Raw genomic sequence first — 14,650 nt, forward strand, 5'->3', positions numbered from 1 at the left:
CTTTAAATCATCAAGCTACATCAACCTATGCTTAATCATACCGAATTCGACAGTTTCAAAAAAATAATATTAAAACGTTTTAAACCTGCACTAAAACCCTTGGATATAGAAAACGACTTTCTTGAGGTTTCTACAAGCTACCTGGGAAAACCTTACGAAGTGCGCATCATGGGTGGTCTTGATCAAAATGGCAGCTATTTCTGGGATGTGGTAAGGGTGGTAAACAGGAGCATTATCCCTTCGAGCATTGCACCCGGTATCTCCGAGTTACAGGGGAAATAATCTGGATATGGGGATTATACCCACCCGGTAGATATTTTTTTAAAAATGATAACCTGAATCAATACCATGATAATACTGCCTATGATGAAGTGAGAGACCAGATAAAATTCTGTTCACAGGCGGAGAACTTCATATCATTATAGTAAGATAGCTGAAAAGGGCTATTTTTTGACATACACAACGCACTTACATTTGTATTCTTCATATGATCAGGGATGATTTTTTACACTGCCTTTTGGATAAAAGGCGGTGTTTATAATATTTAAAGGTATTGCTCAAGCGTGTAAATCTTTTGCCTAGTGTGCAATATTGTGTTTCATTGGAATATTAATCCTGACTCTGGTGCCCCTGTAATTTTCGATAATCAGGCCAGCCCTTAGCCGTTCTGCCCTTACCCTGATATTTTCCATTCCTACCCCTGAAGATTTCTGAACTGCGGGATCAAAACCAATACCATTATCCTTTAAAGAAAGTATCAGCTGATTCTTTTCTATCTCAATCAGAAGCTTGGCTGTAGTGGCGTTGGCATGTTTAAGGATATTGTGCCCGATTTCCTTGATAATCAGGTAGCAATCCCTTCTGCTCTGGCTTTCCAGTTCAATAAGGGGAATATGTTCAGGAAGCTCGGACGAAAAAATAATATCGGTGTGTTCAAAAAGTTTTCTGATCTGTTCATCGATAAAATAGATCAGGCTTTCCAGGTTATCGCTGTCTGTATTTGAACTCCATATGATTTCCCTGATTTTTACCGCTGTCTCATTCACCATTTCTTCCATTTCGCCCAGTTCAGGAATATCGGGTCTCGTCCGGGCTGCATGTTCGGCATATAATTTTATGGCGGTGAGGCCAGATCCGATTTCGTCGTGCAGTTCACCACTAATCCTGTCTCTCTCAGTTCTGATCAAAACTGCCTGATTTTTGTATTTCTTTTTGAACTTTTTTGCTCTTTTATAATATCTGATCAAAAAGAACAACAGAAATAAAATTAATATCCCCAACAAAATAGGTGGAATTCCAAACGGTTCTTGGTAATAATTTAGCTGCATATTTTTTATAGGGGTTTTGGATCAAAGTTCGAAAGTGAGCAGTTAAAGGACATTTTGTATTGTTAATACTACTTATTAATGCTTTGTTATCATAGTTGTGTAATACTGAAATATGCATAAACTGTATGCCCGATCTATTCATTTCGTCATAATTAATCTTGTTAACTGAGTGATATCAAAGGGCATAGCTAAAACAATTCTTTTTTATAGGTTTGTCATGTCCGGCTTAAGCAGGATAAAAAGATCGTCTCCCCTTCAAAAAAAATCATCTGATCATCAGCGGCATAAATCCGGTATGGCGGGTTAAAAGATATATGTTGAAATGATGGGAACAGGCATCTGACAATATTACTTAAAAAAACGCATTATTATGATATCAGTTTCCATTGTTGAAGATCACAGCCTTTACAGGAACAGTCTGGCCAGTACCATTCTCGAAAACAAATCTTTCGAACTTAAAGGGGTTTATTCCTCTGCTGAAGAAGCATTGGAAAAGTTGCCGAACGAAAGTCCGGATATTGCCATTGTAGATATTAAACTGTCTAATATGTCGGGGATCGACCTGGTAATGCAGAGCAGGGAAGGGCTTGATAAAACGCTATTTCTGATGTGTACCGGTTTTCAGAACGATGAAAAAATCTTTAGCGCACTGCAGGCCGGCGCCTCGGGCTATATTGTTAAAGGTTGTACTTCGGCCGAGATCCATGAAGCGCTGATAGAACTTTACAACGGTGGCGCGCCCATGAGTCCGTATATTGCCAGAAAAGTGATTAACCTGGTTCGCGGTGGGCAGCCTGCCCGGCCAAAAATCGATTTAGGCCTCAGCGAACGCGAACTCGAAGTGCTGTCGTTACTGAGTAAAGGTTTATTGTACAAGGAAATTTCTGAAATGCTTTTTATCAGCCCGAATACCGTTAAAAACCACTGTAAAAACATCTACAAGCGGCTGCATGTTCAAAACAAGATCGAGGCGCTTAATAAATTTAAAGATTACAGTTATAACTAATCTTCCCGCATTACCATTACCCCGGGTTATGTTAAATGGCTGGGCATAAAAAATCTTTTATTTCTCTGCATCATGCATCCAGGTATGTTTAAACACATACAAATCAATCATAATCAATAAGCGTAAAACTTTAACGCCGGCAACCTGTTGTCCCCTTGTTGTCATCCCCCTTTACACACTGCCGGACGATTAGTTATGTTCCGGGTGTTTTGTGATGCACTGGTTTAGCTGGCGATATTAATAAGATTTAAGTTTCCACGATATGATTAAATTAGCGTATAGTACTCCCATTTCCAGGTTGGAAAAAATTAAGATTGGTGATGAGGTAATGGATGAGTACCAATCCAGCGGAAAGGTTACCATGATTAAGAAGAACATCAGCGATGAGTTTACCGAATTTATATTTTTACTGGATAGTAAACAGACCATTTTTATCATATGCGAATCTGTATAAGCGTTTAGCCGGGTAAATTGCCCTGTTAAATGCTTAAGTTATGCACATAATGCAGTTTATGGGCTGCGGGAATATAAAATTGCTACCTTGTAGTCCAATCCCCTGCTCATGAAGAAAAGCCGTTTTACGAGAGTAATTTTTGCTGCCGCTGTTTGTATCATTTTCATTTTTCCCAACTGCCATAAGGCCATCATCACCGGGCCCGAATATAGTGTGGTCAACACTTCAGTAAGTGAAGCACCATTTAAAGATTTTCTTGGCGTAAATGCCTTCGAATGGAATTTTACTTCGGATGTTAACCACGGCCAGATTGAAGAATCCAGGTTTCAGACGATAAAATCTTTTACAGGCATCAGGCACTACCTCGATTGGCAAAGAATTGAGAATAAGGAGGGGTTATTTACCTATAGCCCTTCACACTGGGGCGATTGGGATTATGACCAGATTTACCGGAGAATGAAAGAAGCCGGTAAATACGTATTGCTGGATTTAAAAGGCTGTCCGGACTGGCTTTTGGAAACCTATCCTTTAGGCAAAAGGGATGCCGAAAACGTTCCTGCGCCCTATGGTTTAGACCGCGCTTTACCTGCCACTTATATTAAACAGGCACGTGTTGGCTTTCAGCTGGCGGCGCGCTATGGTGCAAATAAACTGGTTGATAAAAGTTTGTTACTGGCCGATCCTACGGTGCGCTGGCGGGATGATCCACCAAATTTACCCAAAGCAGGTTTAGGCCTTATTACTTATATGGAGTGCGATAATGAGCGTGATAAATGGTGGAAAGGTCCTTTGGCACAGCAATCTCCTGAAGAATATGCCGCAAACCTTTCGGCTTTTTACGATGGCCATAAAGGTACCCTGGGTAAAGGCATTGGCGTAAAAACAGCAGATCCGGATATGATTGTGGTAATGGGCGGCCTGGCCGATCCAAATCCTGATTTTGTACGCAGAATGGTGGCGTGGTGCAAAACCAACAGGGGAATGAAAGCAAACGGACAGATTAACCTGTGTTTTGATGTAATTAATTACCACCAGTATTCTAACGATGGTTTCCAGAATTATGGCAATGCAACAGCAGGTATGGCACCCGAGCTTTCTGATTTGGGCAAGGTAGCAGCATTGTTTAAAGATTTTTCAAAATCGGTAAACGGCGGGATCCCCGTGTGGGTGACTGAAACCGGTTTCGATGTAGGCGAGCATACGCCACAAAGAGCCTTAAAAATTGGCGACAAAAGCGCTATGGTAACACAGGCCGACTGGAACCTGCGCACAGCTTTGCTATATGCCAGATCAGGCATATCGAAATGTATATTTTACATGCTGGAGAATGTGGATGTAAACAGCTGGACGCAATATACCTCATCGGGTTTTATTAATCCGGATTACTCTAAAAGGCCCTCAGCAGATTATGTGCTCCAGACAAACCGGTTAATAGGAGAGTACCATTACCAATCTACCCTTAGTAAAGATCCGCTGGTTGATGTGTACATGCTTAACGGAAAAAAAACCTTTGTACTTACCATACCCGATCAGGTTGGTAGAACAAAATCATACGATCTTGACCTTGGCCAGAGCAAAGAGGCTATTATTTATACACCTGCCATTGGTAAAGATGAAATGGCCGGTAAAACCGTAACCACTAAAAATGGCATTTTACAGGTTCTGGTAACAGAAACTCCCGTGTTTATTCAACCTAAATAAAAAAACTCCATAATTTCCACTATTACAAGGGTATGCATTTGCTCCTGTTATTGGTACTTAAGGGCTATTTGGGACGCTGATGGTATGCAATAGCTTTGTACAAGCTAAGGCTAAGGATCGGTACGCGATATTGCGTGCCCGGTTTTTTTTCCATGCGCCTTAATGTATATGAATATAAAGACGGATAATAATGGTTTCTGAAGGCCGGGAACAATCACTTTATGTGTTTCAGGACTGGAAGAACAATAAAGGGAATTTTAAGTCCAGGATTATCATGCTCCTTTACCGAATCTCCTCGTTAATTTACCGCTACAGAATTTTACGGTTTATTTTTTTCTGGTACCTGTTGCTTTACAAGTTTGCTTTAGGCTGGCTGATGAATATCGGAATCAACTCAAGCGCTGTAATTGGCAAGGGTTTAAGGATCCAGTATGGTTTCGGAACAGTAATCGGCAGCAATACAGTAATCGGTAAAAACTGTAACATCAGGCAGCTTACCAACATCAGCGCCAAAATGAAAGAAAACGGCAGTTATGGCCGTGCACCCCGGATTGGAGATAACGTAGATATCGGCATCAGCGTGGTAATACTTGGCGATGTAAATATCGGAAACAATGTAACCATTGGTGCCGGCTCGTTAATTACCAAAGATGTAGAAGACAACTGCGTAATGGTGGGCAGCACCGCCACCGTTTTAAAGAAAAAATACATCATCTCTGTTGAAGGAGCATAGCTAACACATCAATTTAATACCCCGCAATTTGGGGAATGCCTCTGTACAAAAAGAACTGCTTTTGTTGTTTTAAAACCCGGCCAGAAGGGATTAGCCCTATTGGGCTATTGATGGGCGGCAGGCGAAATTAGACCTTTACAGCATCTTAAAAATATATCAGTAACCGGTATGTGTAGAAGATGACGAATACCATATCATAATTAACGTTAATGAAAAATCTTATTTTAAAGAACAACGTCAAAAAATATGTTAAAAAACATATACTCCTGGTAGACGGGGGATTAGACCTTGGCAAATTACTGAACTTTATCCTTGCACCCGAATACAAGCTTACCATTAAAACCAATGGAATTGATGCACTGAGCTGGCTCGAAGAAGGCAATGATCCTGATCTGGTAATTTCGAGCTTAAGGATGCCTTTTTTTGACGGAAGCGTATTTATCCAGAGTCTGAAATGCAGTGGCTTTTACCGCAATACACCGGTAATGCTGCTTTCGGGAGAAGAAAACCTGGAAGATAAAATAAAAAATATGTCGGTGAGGATTGACAGTTACATGGAAAAACCCTTCGATCCGGCAATTTTGAAAAACCAGATTAGCAGGTTAATTGCATAATGAACGGCCATAATAATGATACTGCTGTTGCCAATGTAAGGTCGGTTTACTTTGGTAAATTATTGAGGGATGCTATTTTTGAATGCCTGGATAAGCATACCAAAGAAGTTATTTTTATCGATGACTTTCAATCTTACATCCAGCAACAAACTTTTTTAAGCCTTCCCGATCTGGTGCTGATTGAAGTGGATGAAAACCCAGAGTGGTTTAACCAGGTTTCCTTTATCAGAGATCATCCGATACTAAAGCACCTCATTGTTGTGCTGATTGGTACAACAGAAAATGCTGAATCGAGGAAAAAGGCCTTAAAGCTAAGGGCAAACGATTATTACGTTTATCCTTTTCCACATGCTGATTTTATTTCCAGGATTGCTTTCCTCATCAGGTTTAAAGCAATTAAACCGAATATTATGGAGCTTTCCGTGCAGATGCAGGAACGTTACAAAATACCCTTAAGTAAACGTTTATTTGATATTATCGCTTCAGGAACAGCCCTGCTATTATTAACGCCGCTGTTTATCCTCATCGGAATCATGATCAGGCTCGAATCTAAAGGTGCCATCATTTACAAGAGTAAACGGGTAGGTGCGGGTTATAAAATATTCGATTTCTATAAGTTCAGGTCGATGCGCCAGGATGCCGATAAAATGATCGGTGAGCTGGCTTCGCTAAACCAATATGCCAACGAAGGGAATAAAAATGGAAAATCTGCTTTTGTAAAATTCAACAACGATCCGAGGATTACCCGTTTGGGCAAAATATTGCGTAAAACCAGTATCGATGAACTTCCGCAACTGATCAATGTATTTATTGGCGATATGTCGCTGGTAGGCAACAGGCCGCTTCCACTTTACGAGGCAGAACAGCTTACCACCAATAAATGGTCTTCGCGTTTTAACGGCCCCGCAGGTTTAACAGGCCTGTGGCAGATCAGCAGAAGAGGCCGCAAAGAAATGTCGGAGAGCGAACGCAAAGAGCTCGATAATTACTATGCCAACCATTATTCCATTTTCCTCGATTTCAAAATTATATTAAAAACCATTCCCGCGCTAATCCAGAAAGAAGAAGTTTAACAGATTGCCCGGTTAATCACACAAAAATTATATGAAAAACATTTCAGCTATAACCCTTTTATTATTTATGCTTGTTGGCAGTTCGGTATCTGCGCAAGAATCCATTCTGGGTCAGGTAAACCAGGCAGATATTGAACAATATGTTGCGCTGGCCAGGCAGAATTACGTAAAACGGAAAATCCAGACCATTTCTTCCGAAGCAGTGAAAAACGATGTTTCTATGGCTAAAGTTTCTTACCTGGATATTTTAAATGCCTCTTACTTTTACCGCCCCCAAAATAACACCGTTTTGGATCCTGTAAATCCATACAACGTAAACGGATTTCAGTTCGGCGTCAATATTAATGTAGGTTCCCTGCTTCAAAAGCCATTTATGGTAAAAAAAGCCAAAGCAAATTACAAGGTAGCCCAGCTGGAAGCGCTTGATTTTGATACCCAGCTTACGCTCGAAGTTAAAAAAAGATATTATAACTACCTGCAGGAAAAAAGTCGTTTAAAGGTGCTCACGCAAAGTGCATCAGACAGTAAAGGAGTCGCGGAAAGTTTGAGGAGAAAATTCGAACGGAGTGAGGTTTCCCTTGAGGTTTTCAATCAATCGAGGGTTACACAATCAAGTGCAGAAACATTAAAAGTAGAGGCGGAGGGCAATTACCTGAAAGCAAAAGATTTATTGGAAGAAATAATCGGTCAGCAGATACCGGCAGGAAAATAATATGGTAATGGATTTTAAATTGTTTTTACATCGGATTTTCAGGTTTAAATGGCTCATCATCTTATTGCCCGTATTGGCGATAATCATTTCTTTTCTGCTGGTAAAAAATATCCCCCGGAAATACGAATCTGTTGCACAGATTTCAACCGGTTTGCTCGATCCTTCTAAAAAGGTAATCAGCAATGAAACGGTAGATTTTTTTGCCGTAAACCAGCAGTTTGCCAATCTGGTAGAAAAATTTACAATGAAAAGGATGATTAACCTGCTTACTTACAGGCTGGTAATTCATGATCTTACCGATCAGAAAAGTGCATTTAAACGCTTGCCCGAATCATTATCGGCAAAAAGTAGTACAGAACTGGCAGAGATTACAGCCCTTTTTGAAAAAAAACTGAACAGTAATGCCCTGTTAACCCTTGATGATGATAAAGGCCGCTACAAACTATTTACCATTGCCGAAGATATGGGTTATGGCGAAGAACAGTTAAGAGATGACCTCGAAGTTTCGCATGCGGCCAACAGCGATCTGCTCTCCGTAATTTTTACTTCCGGAAATCCTGCATTATCTGCCTTTACGGTAAACACGCTTTCTACCGAGTTCATCAGCAGTTACAGCAATGATGTGTCTAACAATCAGAACTCTTCAGCCAAAATTCTCGATTCGATGCTCCTGAGCAAAAAAAATGCAATGGATGCCAAAAATAACCTGCTTTCAAATTTTAAACGGACCAAAGGGGTGCTTAACCTCGACGAACAATCGGCAACGGTTTACAACCAGATTTCGCAGTACGAAGCGCAACGTGCCGAAGCCATGCGGGTAATCCAGTCTAACGCAGGTGGTGTTGCCACCATTGAAAGTAAACTCGGCGGGAGCGATCGTTATATTAATGGAAGCAGCAGGGCCAGCAACCGCGAGATTGTTGATCTTAAAAGGCAGCTGCAGGTTGCCAATAACCTTTATATAGATGGTGGATTTAAACCTGCCATGCAAAAGAAAATTGATTCATTAAACCGCCTGATCAGTAATAAAAGCTCGGCGAATATGGATGAAAATATAGTAGATACGCGTGTATCAAAACAGGATCTTGTTCAGCAAAAAGTTGGTCTCGAAGTATCTTTACAACAAGCCCGGAGCAGTATCAGAACGCTCGACGGGCAGTTGCGTATTTTACGGGCCCGCTACAGCAGTATGGTTCCGTTTGATGCCGATATACAAAACTATCAGCGCGATGCGGAACTGGCCACCAAAGATTACATGCTGGCGCTTGATCGTTTTAATGCCGCAAAAACCGATCAGAAGTTAGGCCTTAACCTCGAAATTGAACAACTCGGGTTGCCAGGCAATCCAAAACCTACAAAAAAGGCACTGTATATTGCCGGAGCCGGCACAGGCACTTTTGCGCTTTGCATTAGTTTTGTACTGCTGCTGGTGGTGGTAGATTCTGCCGTACGCAACCAGCAAACCCTCGAAGCCATTACCGAAAGTCCGGTAATTGGAAACATAAACGAAATAGCTGGCAAAGAACGCACCGCCAGAAATATCTGGGGCGATAAATCTGCAGATGGAAAATACCTGGTATTTAAAGAACAGATCAGATCGCTGAGGTTCGAAATTGCCTCGCAAATGGAAAGTAGTGGCAGCAAAATTTTGGGTATTACCAGTTTGGCAGGTGGCGCAGGAAAAACTTTTTTAAGCCATAGCCTCGCTTATGCCTTTGCATTAACCGGTAAAAAGGTGCTGCTCATTGCTGATGAACAACAACAGCCCCTATCAAATGAAACAGGACTGATCTCTAACCTGAGCTTTCAGTCATTCCTGATCAAAAAAGAATTTCATACCGAAGATCTGATTACGGTGATGAACAAAAGCGTTGAGCGGAATTCGCTGCTGGAAATCCAGAATGTAGGTAACCTGAAAGATGGCTTTGAAGTGCTTAAAAAAGAATTTGACTATGTAATTATTGACGTGAACAGCTTACGCGAAGTTAATATTTCGAAAGAATGGTTGTTGTTTACCGAACGTAACATTGCCCTTTTTGAGTATGGCGGTAAAATTGGCGAAGCCGACAGGCCTTTAATCCGTTACATCAGGGAGCAACCCGGTTTTATGGGCTGGGTATTTAATAAGGTAACTAATGTTAAATAATTTACGGGTGCATCAATACGGATTACCTTACTAATGAAGCGGATTTTACTTTATTTTCTGGTTGCTTACTGCTTTTTCCTGTTTCTTTTTGGACGCGAAATCGGCTTGCTTCCTTACGGTTTGTTGATCGATGTGTTTTTTGTGCTCATTTTGCTTACTACAATTGTTACCACGGCAAAAAAAGAATGGGATGCCATTAACATCAGCCTTTTTTACCTGCTGTTGTTGTGGCTGATCGTGAGTTTATTTGAGGGCTTTAATCCGGGGTCCAACAAACTGGGCTGGATCAATGAAATCCGCAGTACGGCCATATATCCCTTTATAGCGGTGTTGCTTGGCTTGTTAATTTTCCGGACGCACCGCGATCTGGATATTTTTCTTATCCTGGTATTAATCTGTTCCACTTTGGCCTCATTAAACGGAATTAAACAACTTTATATTGGTCCAAGTGCCAATGAGCGGGTATTTTTACTCGATAATGCAAGCACTCATCTTTTATGGGGCCGTTTGCGTGTTTTTTCTTTTTACAGTGATGCCGGACAGTTTGGTGCATCGCAGGCCCACGTAGGCTTAATGGCGATTATTCTTTCGCTCGCACCCATTAAAACCTGGAAAAGGATTTTACTTTTTCTATGCGGGGCCATCAATATTTATGGTATGCTGATTTCGGGTACGCGTGGTGCTTTGTTTTTAATTGTTATAGGTGGCTTTGTGGCCATTATTCTTGGTAAAAATTACCGGGCGCTTTTATGTGGCGGTTTTCTGGTGATCGCCCTGCTTGGCATACTTAAATTTACCACCATAGGCGATAGCAATTACCAGATTTACCGTTTACGCACGGCAATGAACCCTGAAGATCCGTCGTTAAACTTGCGGTTGGCCAACCAAAGAAACCTGGCACTCTACATGAAAGATTATCCATTTGGGGGCGGACCCGGAGTGACCGGATATTATGGAAAACTTTATAACGGAGACAAGTATCTATCAAGAGTTGAACCTGATAGCTATTTTGTAAAAATCTGGATGATGTATGGTGTTGTAGGGCTTAGCATCTGGTTTGGCATCATGATGTACATTTTGGGAAGCTGCTGCGGTATTACATGGCGAATAACAGACAGAGTGCTGAAGGTAAAAATAATTGCCCTTACCGCAGGCTGTGCAGGTATTCTGTTTTGCAGTTATGGTAATGAGGTAATTAACCTCATGCCGACTTCAATTGTGGTCTATCTTTCCTGGGTATTTATTTACAGATCGCCGGTGTTAAAACCCGGTAAAGAAATTTTAATTTAAGTTATGCCGTTCGAATATTTTATCATGCCGGGAATAATCTGCTTTATTATAGGCCTGTTTAAAGCCAAAAATATTTACCTCTCCAAAAAGCCCTGAAATATGATTTTAAATGTTGTTTGGCTGGTTATACAGCTCCTGATCGGTTACAACCTCATATTGCCATTGCTGCTCTATGGGGGATATCTGCTGACTGGCAAACGCAAATACCCTAAAATAGAAAGCGTTGAGCACGATTATGCCATTATTGTTACGGCTTATGAACAGACAGAATTATTGCCCGCAGTAGTGGATTCACTGCTGAAAATGGATTATTCCAATTACCTGATCTATCTGGTGTGCGATAACTGCGATATCTCCGGCCTGCACTTTGATGATGAGCGGGTAATTTTGCTCCGGCCCGAAAAAGTATTGGCCAGTAACACCCGTTCGCACCTTTATGCCATTGCTCATTTTAAACGTGAACACAAGCTCCTCACCATTATCGATAGCGATAACCTGGTCGACAGGCAATATTTAAACGAACTTAATGTGTTTTTTGATCATGGCTTTGAAGCCGTTCAGGGTTTGCGTAAATCAAAACGACTGCAAACCACCATTGCCTCGTTAGATGCGGCAAGAGACTTATATTACCATTTTTTTGATGGCGAAGTGATGTTTGCCTTAGGCTCTTCGGCAACACTGGCCGGATCGGGGATGGCTTTTAGCACCAAATTGTATATTAATGCTTTCAGGGATCATGACCTTCAGGGTGCAGGGTTTGACAAAGTTTTACAGGCAAAAATCGTTTCTCAGGATCTTCGCATTGCATTTGCACCGCGTGCAATAGTTTACGACGAAAAAACAGCAAACCGTGTACAATTGGTTAACCAGCGCTCACGCTGGATCAATACCTGGTTTAAATATTTTAGCCTGGGTTTTTCAGTTATTGGCCGTGGTTTGGCCAACTGCAGTTGGAACCAGCTGCTTTTTGGGGTCATACTGTTACGCCCGCCACTTTTTCTCTTCATTTTGCTTTCAATGTCGTGTTTGCTGCTCAATATTTTTTTAGGAAGCACATTATCATGGCTATGGTGTGCAGCCTTTATGGCTTTTGGTTTAAGTTTTTTTATTGCACTAAGGCATGGCAAAGCCGATCGTAATATTTACAAGGCCCTGGTGGGCATCCCATCATTTATTTACGTACAGCTCTGCTCTCTCATGCGCATCAGGCAGGCCAATAAACGCTCGGTAGCCACCAGGCATGTTATCAAATAATGCTAAAACGCTAATCAAAAAGATTTGAAAAATCGAAATATCATCATTGTAGGTCAGCAGCCCTGGGATACAGAAATCGGGAGCAACTGTAAAAATATTGCACTGGAATTTTCCAAACAGAACCGTGTGCTTTATATCAATCCGCCATTAGATCGCATCAGCAAAATGCGGCATGCGGCCGATAAAAAAGTGCAGAAACGCCTGGCCATTATTAAAGGCAAACAAAGCGGTCTCGAAGAAATCAGTCCGGGACTTTTTACGCTCTATCCCGATTGCCTTATCGAATCGGTAAACTGGTTGCCCCGCGGATTTATTTTTACCAGCATTAACCGGTTCAATAACCATAAATTTTACCGTGCCATAAAACCTGTAATCGAGAGCCTGGGCTTTAACGATGCTGTATTGTTTAACGATGGCGACATGTTCAGGAGTTTTTACCTCATCGAACTGTTGCAGCCCCTCGCTGCTGTTTATTACTCGCGTGATAACCTGATTGCTACCTCATATTATAAAAAACACGGATTGGCCCTCGAACCGCAATTGATTGCAAAAAATGACCTCTGTGTAGCCAATTCTGAATTTCTGGCAGATTATTGCAGGCATTATAATCCCAACTCCAGCTATATTGGGCAGGGCTGCGATTTTAGCCTTTTTGACCATTTTCTGGAGCAGCCTGAGCAGAAACAACCAAATACTTTTACAGGTCCGGTTATTGGTTATGTGGGGGTACTTACCTCGGCCAGGCTGGATATTGATTTGATAGCAGGTATAGCCAAAGCGCGCCCCGACTGGAACATTGTGCTTGTAGGACCAGAAGATGCCGATTTTATGGCCAGCGGATTGCATCAGCTTAACAATGTACACTTTTTAGGTGCCAGGCCAACTGATGAACTCCCGATGCACATTCAGGCATTTGATGTGTGCTTCAATCCCCAGTTGATCAACGACCTCACCATTGGCAACTATCCGCGTAAAATTGATGAATATCTGGTATTGGGCAAACCCACCATTGCTACTGCTACGCCATCTATGGAAGCCTTTAAAGAGCAGGTGTACCTGGCCGAAGGCATAACGGGTTATATTAAAGGAATTGAAACCTTGCTTAACCATAATACTCCCGAAAAGGCTTTTCAGAGGGCAACTTTTGCTCGCTCGCACAGCTGGGAAAAATCGGTAAAGGGAATATACGATGCCCTGGCCGGATTAGTGGAAACCAAACGTTCTAATTGCTGAGAGATGAAACACAGATTTGTTGTACTCGATGTTTTCAGGGGGATTTTTGCCACCCTGGTGGTGTTTTATCACATGAGCGCTTTTTCTGATACACCCATACTCAATAATGCTTTTATCGAAAATGCCGATCTTTTTGTCGATTTTTTCTTTGTGTTAAGTGGCTTTGTAATCTGTTATTCCTACCGCTCCATCAACGCCGTTAAAAACATTTCCGGCTTCCTTTACAAAAGGCTGATCAGGCTTTACCCTTTGCATCTTTTAATGTTATTGTTGTTTTTGGGGGTAGAGGGAATTAAATATTTTCTGGCCGGGCGGGTGCAGATCAATAATTCGCTTGATAATTCTACACTTACCTTTATCACTTCTTTTTTTCTGCTCAACTCCATTGATTTCCCTGGCGTACGCGATATCAGCTGGAACATGGTGAGCTGGTCTATCAGCGCAGAATTTATCAGTTATGTGGTTTTCGCACTTAGTTGTTTTTCACTCAGCCATCTCAAACTCGACCGGTTAAAACCCATAGCTTATTTTTTACTGGCAGCCCTGGCAGGCACATTAATTTATAACTTTACCAGTAGCGCACGTTTAGATTATACTTACAATTATGGTTTCTTAAGAGGCATTATCGGCTTTTTTACCGGTACTTTATGTTTTTACCTGTTCGATTTTTCCCATCACCGCCTGAGTAAATGGTCTGCAGTTTTGTTTACCTTTTTAGAGATATCTGCAGTAATCATTGTCGGTTTTATGGTGGTTAACGGAAAAGAATTCCGTCAGCTGAGCATTCTTTTCGAACCGGTTTTCTTCGTTTCTGTCTTTATTTTTGCTTTCCAGAAAGGTTATTTATCCCTTATGCTTAGCAAATCAGTCTTACTGGAGAAGATGGGGAAATATTCTTATTCCATTTACATGGTGCACACCCTGTTTATCAGTATGTTTAATGTACTTTTTATCAGGATCCTGAAATTTTCTCCCGCGGCATACGGTTATCTGTTTATTATTAATTACCTCGTAATTTACCTGGTTGCAGGCTGGACTTACAGGCACATCGAAATGCGCTTTCAGAAAAAACTCCAGTTGCAGAAAAAGCCATAATATTATAGCCA

The 14,650-nt window shown here is 41.4% G+C and carries 14 protein-coding genes; 13 read left to right on the forward strand and 1 reads right to left on the reverse strand.

The genetic code is table 11. The annotated features are described in order from the left end of the window. The first annotated feature begins 27 nt into the window (after window positions 1-27). Window positions 28-282: a hypothetical protein gene (locus ACTJKC_RS18770; RefSeq protein ID WP_344850976.1), complete on the forward strand. Its 255-nt coding sequence runs from the start codon at window positions 28-30 to the stop codon at window positions 280-282. A 296-nt stretch (window positions 283-578) separates the two neighbouring features. On the opposite strand, the gene ACTJKC_RS18775 is transcribed toward ACTJKC_RS18770, so the two are convergent. After that, entirely contained in the window at window positions 579-1,187 is a 609-nt protein-coding gene (locus tag ACTJKC_RS18775; protein ID WP_440794305.1) for a sensor histidine kinase, read from the reverse strand. 511 nt (window positions 1,188-1,698) lie between these two features. Here ACTJKC_RS18775 and ACTJKC_RS18780 point away from each other — a divergent pair. The 12 genes from ACTJKC_RS18780 to ACTJKC_RS18835 all read left to right on the forward strand — a co-directional run bounded on the left by ACTJKC_RS18780 (window position 1,699) and on the right by ACTJKC_RS18835 (window position 14,639). Then, entirely contained in the window at window positions 1,699-2,334 is a 636-nt protein-coding gene (locus tag ACTJKC_RS18780; protein ID WP_344850974.1) for a response regulator transcription factor, read from the forward strand. A 262-nt stretch (window positions 2,335-2,596) separates the two neighbouring features. Further along, window positions 2,597-2,788 carry a hypothetical protein gene (locus ACTJKC_RS18785; protein WP_344850973.1) on the forward strand — a complete coding sequence of 64 codons (192 nt, stop codon included), beginning with the start codon at window positions 2,597-2,599 and terminating at the stop codon, window positions 2,786-2,788. 108 nt (window positions 2,789-2,896) lie between these two features. Next, a complete protein-coding gene (locus ACTJKC_RS18790) occupies window positions 2,897-4,489 on the forward strand; it encodes a hypothetical protein (protein WP_440794308.1) in 1,593 nt (530 codons plus the stop codon). A 190-nt stretch (window positions 4,490-4,679) separates the two neighbouring features. Continuing rightward, the gene (locus ACTJKC_RS18795; RefSeq protein ID WP_440794310.1) at window positions 4,680-5,222 is read left to right on the forward strand and encodes a serine O-acetyltransferase; all 543 of its coding nucleotides are present in this window, start codon (window positions 4,680-4,682) and stop codon (window positions 5,220-5,222) included. Window positions 5,223-5,431: 209 nt separating this feature from the next. Continuing rightward, the gene (locus ACTJKC_RS18800; protein ID WP_113946887.1) at window positions 5,432-5,836 is read left to right on the forward strand and encodes a response regulator; all 405 of its coding nucleotides are present in this window, start codon (window positions 5,432-5,434) and stop codon (window positions 5,834-5,836) included. Continuing rightward, entirely contained in the window at window positions 5,836-6,909 is a 1,074-nt protein-coding gene (locus ACTJKC_RS18805) for a sugar transferase (RefSeq protein ID WP_440794312.1), read from the forward strand. Before ACTJKC_RS18800 ends, ACTJKC_RS18805 begins: the two co-directional genes overlap by 1 nt. 31 nt (window positions 6,910-6,940) lie before the next feature. Then, complete coding sequence (locus ACTJKC_RS18810; protein ID WP_440794314.1) at window positions 6,941-7,621, forward strand: TolC family protein; 681 nt, start codon at window positions 6,941-6,943, stop codon at window positions 7,619-7,621. 7 nt (window positions 7,622-7,628) lie between these two features. After that, entirely contained in the window at window positions 7,629-9,767 is a 2,139-nt protein-coding gene (locus ACTJKC_RS18815; RefSeq protein ID WP_440794316.1) for an exopolysaccharide transport family protein, read from the forward strand. A 33-nt stretch (window positions 9,768-9,800) separates the two neighbouring features. After that, window positions 9,801-11,057 (forward strand): O-antigen ligase family protein, encoded by a 1,257-nt coding sequence (locus ACTJKC_RS18820; RefSeq protein WP_440794318.1) that lies wholly within the window; start codon window positions 9,801-9,803, stop codon window positions 11,055-11,057. Between the two features lie 99 nt (window positions 11,058-11,156). Next, window positions 11,157-12,311, forward strand: coding sequence for a glycosyltransferase (locus ACTJKC_RS18825; RefSeq protein ID WP_440794320.1), 1,155 nt, complete (start codon window positions 11,157-11,159; stop codon window positions 12,309-12,311). A 24-nt stretch (window positions 12,312-12,335) separates the two neighbouring features. Beyond that, window positions 12,336-13,544, forward strand: a complete 1,209-nt coding sequence (locus ACTJKC_RS18830; RefSeq protein WP_440794322.1) for a glycosyltransferase — start codon at window positions 12,336-12,338, stop codon at window positions 13,542-13,544. A 3-nt stretch (window positions 13,545-13,547) separates the two neighbouring features. After that, the gene (locus ACTJKC_RS18835) at window positions 13,548-14,639 is read left to right on the forward strand and encodes an acyltransferase family protein (protein WP_440794324.1); all 1,092 of its coding nucleotides are present in this window, start codon (window positions 13,548-13,550) and stop codon (window positions 14,637-14,639) included. Window positions 14,640-14,650: the final 11 nt, after the last annotated feature.

This window comes from Pedobacter sp. 22226 (genome assembly GCF_052045455.1).
GTDB lineage: Bacteria > Bacteroidota > Bacteroidia > Sphingobacteriales > Sphingobacteriaceae > Pedobacter > Pedobacter jeongneungensis.

What these genes read in the sequence shown, in the direction of transcription:
- ACTJKC_RS18770 (WP_344850976.1), top strand. Translation starts at nt 28, where the DNA reads ATGCTTAATCATACCGAATTCGACAGTTTCAAAAAAATAATATTAAAA.
- ACTJKC_RS18780 (WP_344850974.1), top strand. Translation starts at nt 1,699, where the DNA reads ATGATATCAGTTTCCATTGTTGAAGATCACAGCCTTTACAGGAACAGT.
- ACTJKC_RS18785 (WP_344850973.1), top strand. Translation starts at nt 2,597, where the DNA reads ATGATTAAATTAGCGTATAGTACTCCCATTTCCAGGTTGGAAAAAATT.
- ACTJKC_RS18790 (WP_440794308.1), top strand. Translation starts at nt 2,897, where the DNA reads ATGAAGAAAAGCCGTTTTACGAGAGTAATTTTTGCTGCCGCTGTTTGT.
- ACTJKC_RS18795 (WP_440794310.1), top strand. Translation starts at nt 4,680, where the DNA reads ATGGTTTCTGAAGGCCGGGAACAATCACTTTATGTGTTTCAGGACTGG.
- ACTJKC_RS18800 (WP_113946887.1), top strand. Translation starts at nt 5,432, where the DNA reads ATGAAAAATCTTATTTTAAAGAACAACGTCAAAAAATATGTTAAAAAA.
- ACTJKC_RS18805 (WP_440794312.1), top strand. Translation starts at nt 5,836, where the DNA reads ATGAACGGCCATAATAATGATACTGCTGTTGCCAATGTAAGGTCGGTT.
- ACTJKC_RS18810 (WP_440794314.1), top strand. Translation starts at nt 6,941, where the DNA reads ATGAAAAACATTTCAGCTATAACCCTTTTATTATTTATGCTTGTTGGC.
- ACTJKC_RS18815 (WP_440794316.1), top strand. Translation starts at nt 7,629, where the DNA reads ATGGATTTTAAATTGTTTTTACATCGGATTTTCAGGTTTAAATGGCTC.
- ACTJKC_RS18820 (WP_440794318.1), top strand. Translation starts at nt 9,801, where the DNA reads ATGAAGCGGATTTTACTTTATTTTCTGGTTGCTTACTGCTTTTTCCTG.
- ACTJKC_RS18825 (WP_440794320.1), top strand. Translation starts at nt 11,157, where the DNA reads ATGATTTTAAATGTTGTTTGGCTGGTTATACAGCTCCTGATCGGTTAC.
- ACTJKC_RS18835 (WP_440794324.1), top strand. Translation starts at nt 13,548, where the DNA reads ATGAAACACAGATTTGTTGTACTCGATGTTTTCAGGGGGATTTTTGCC.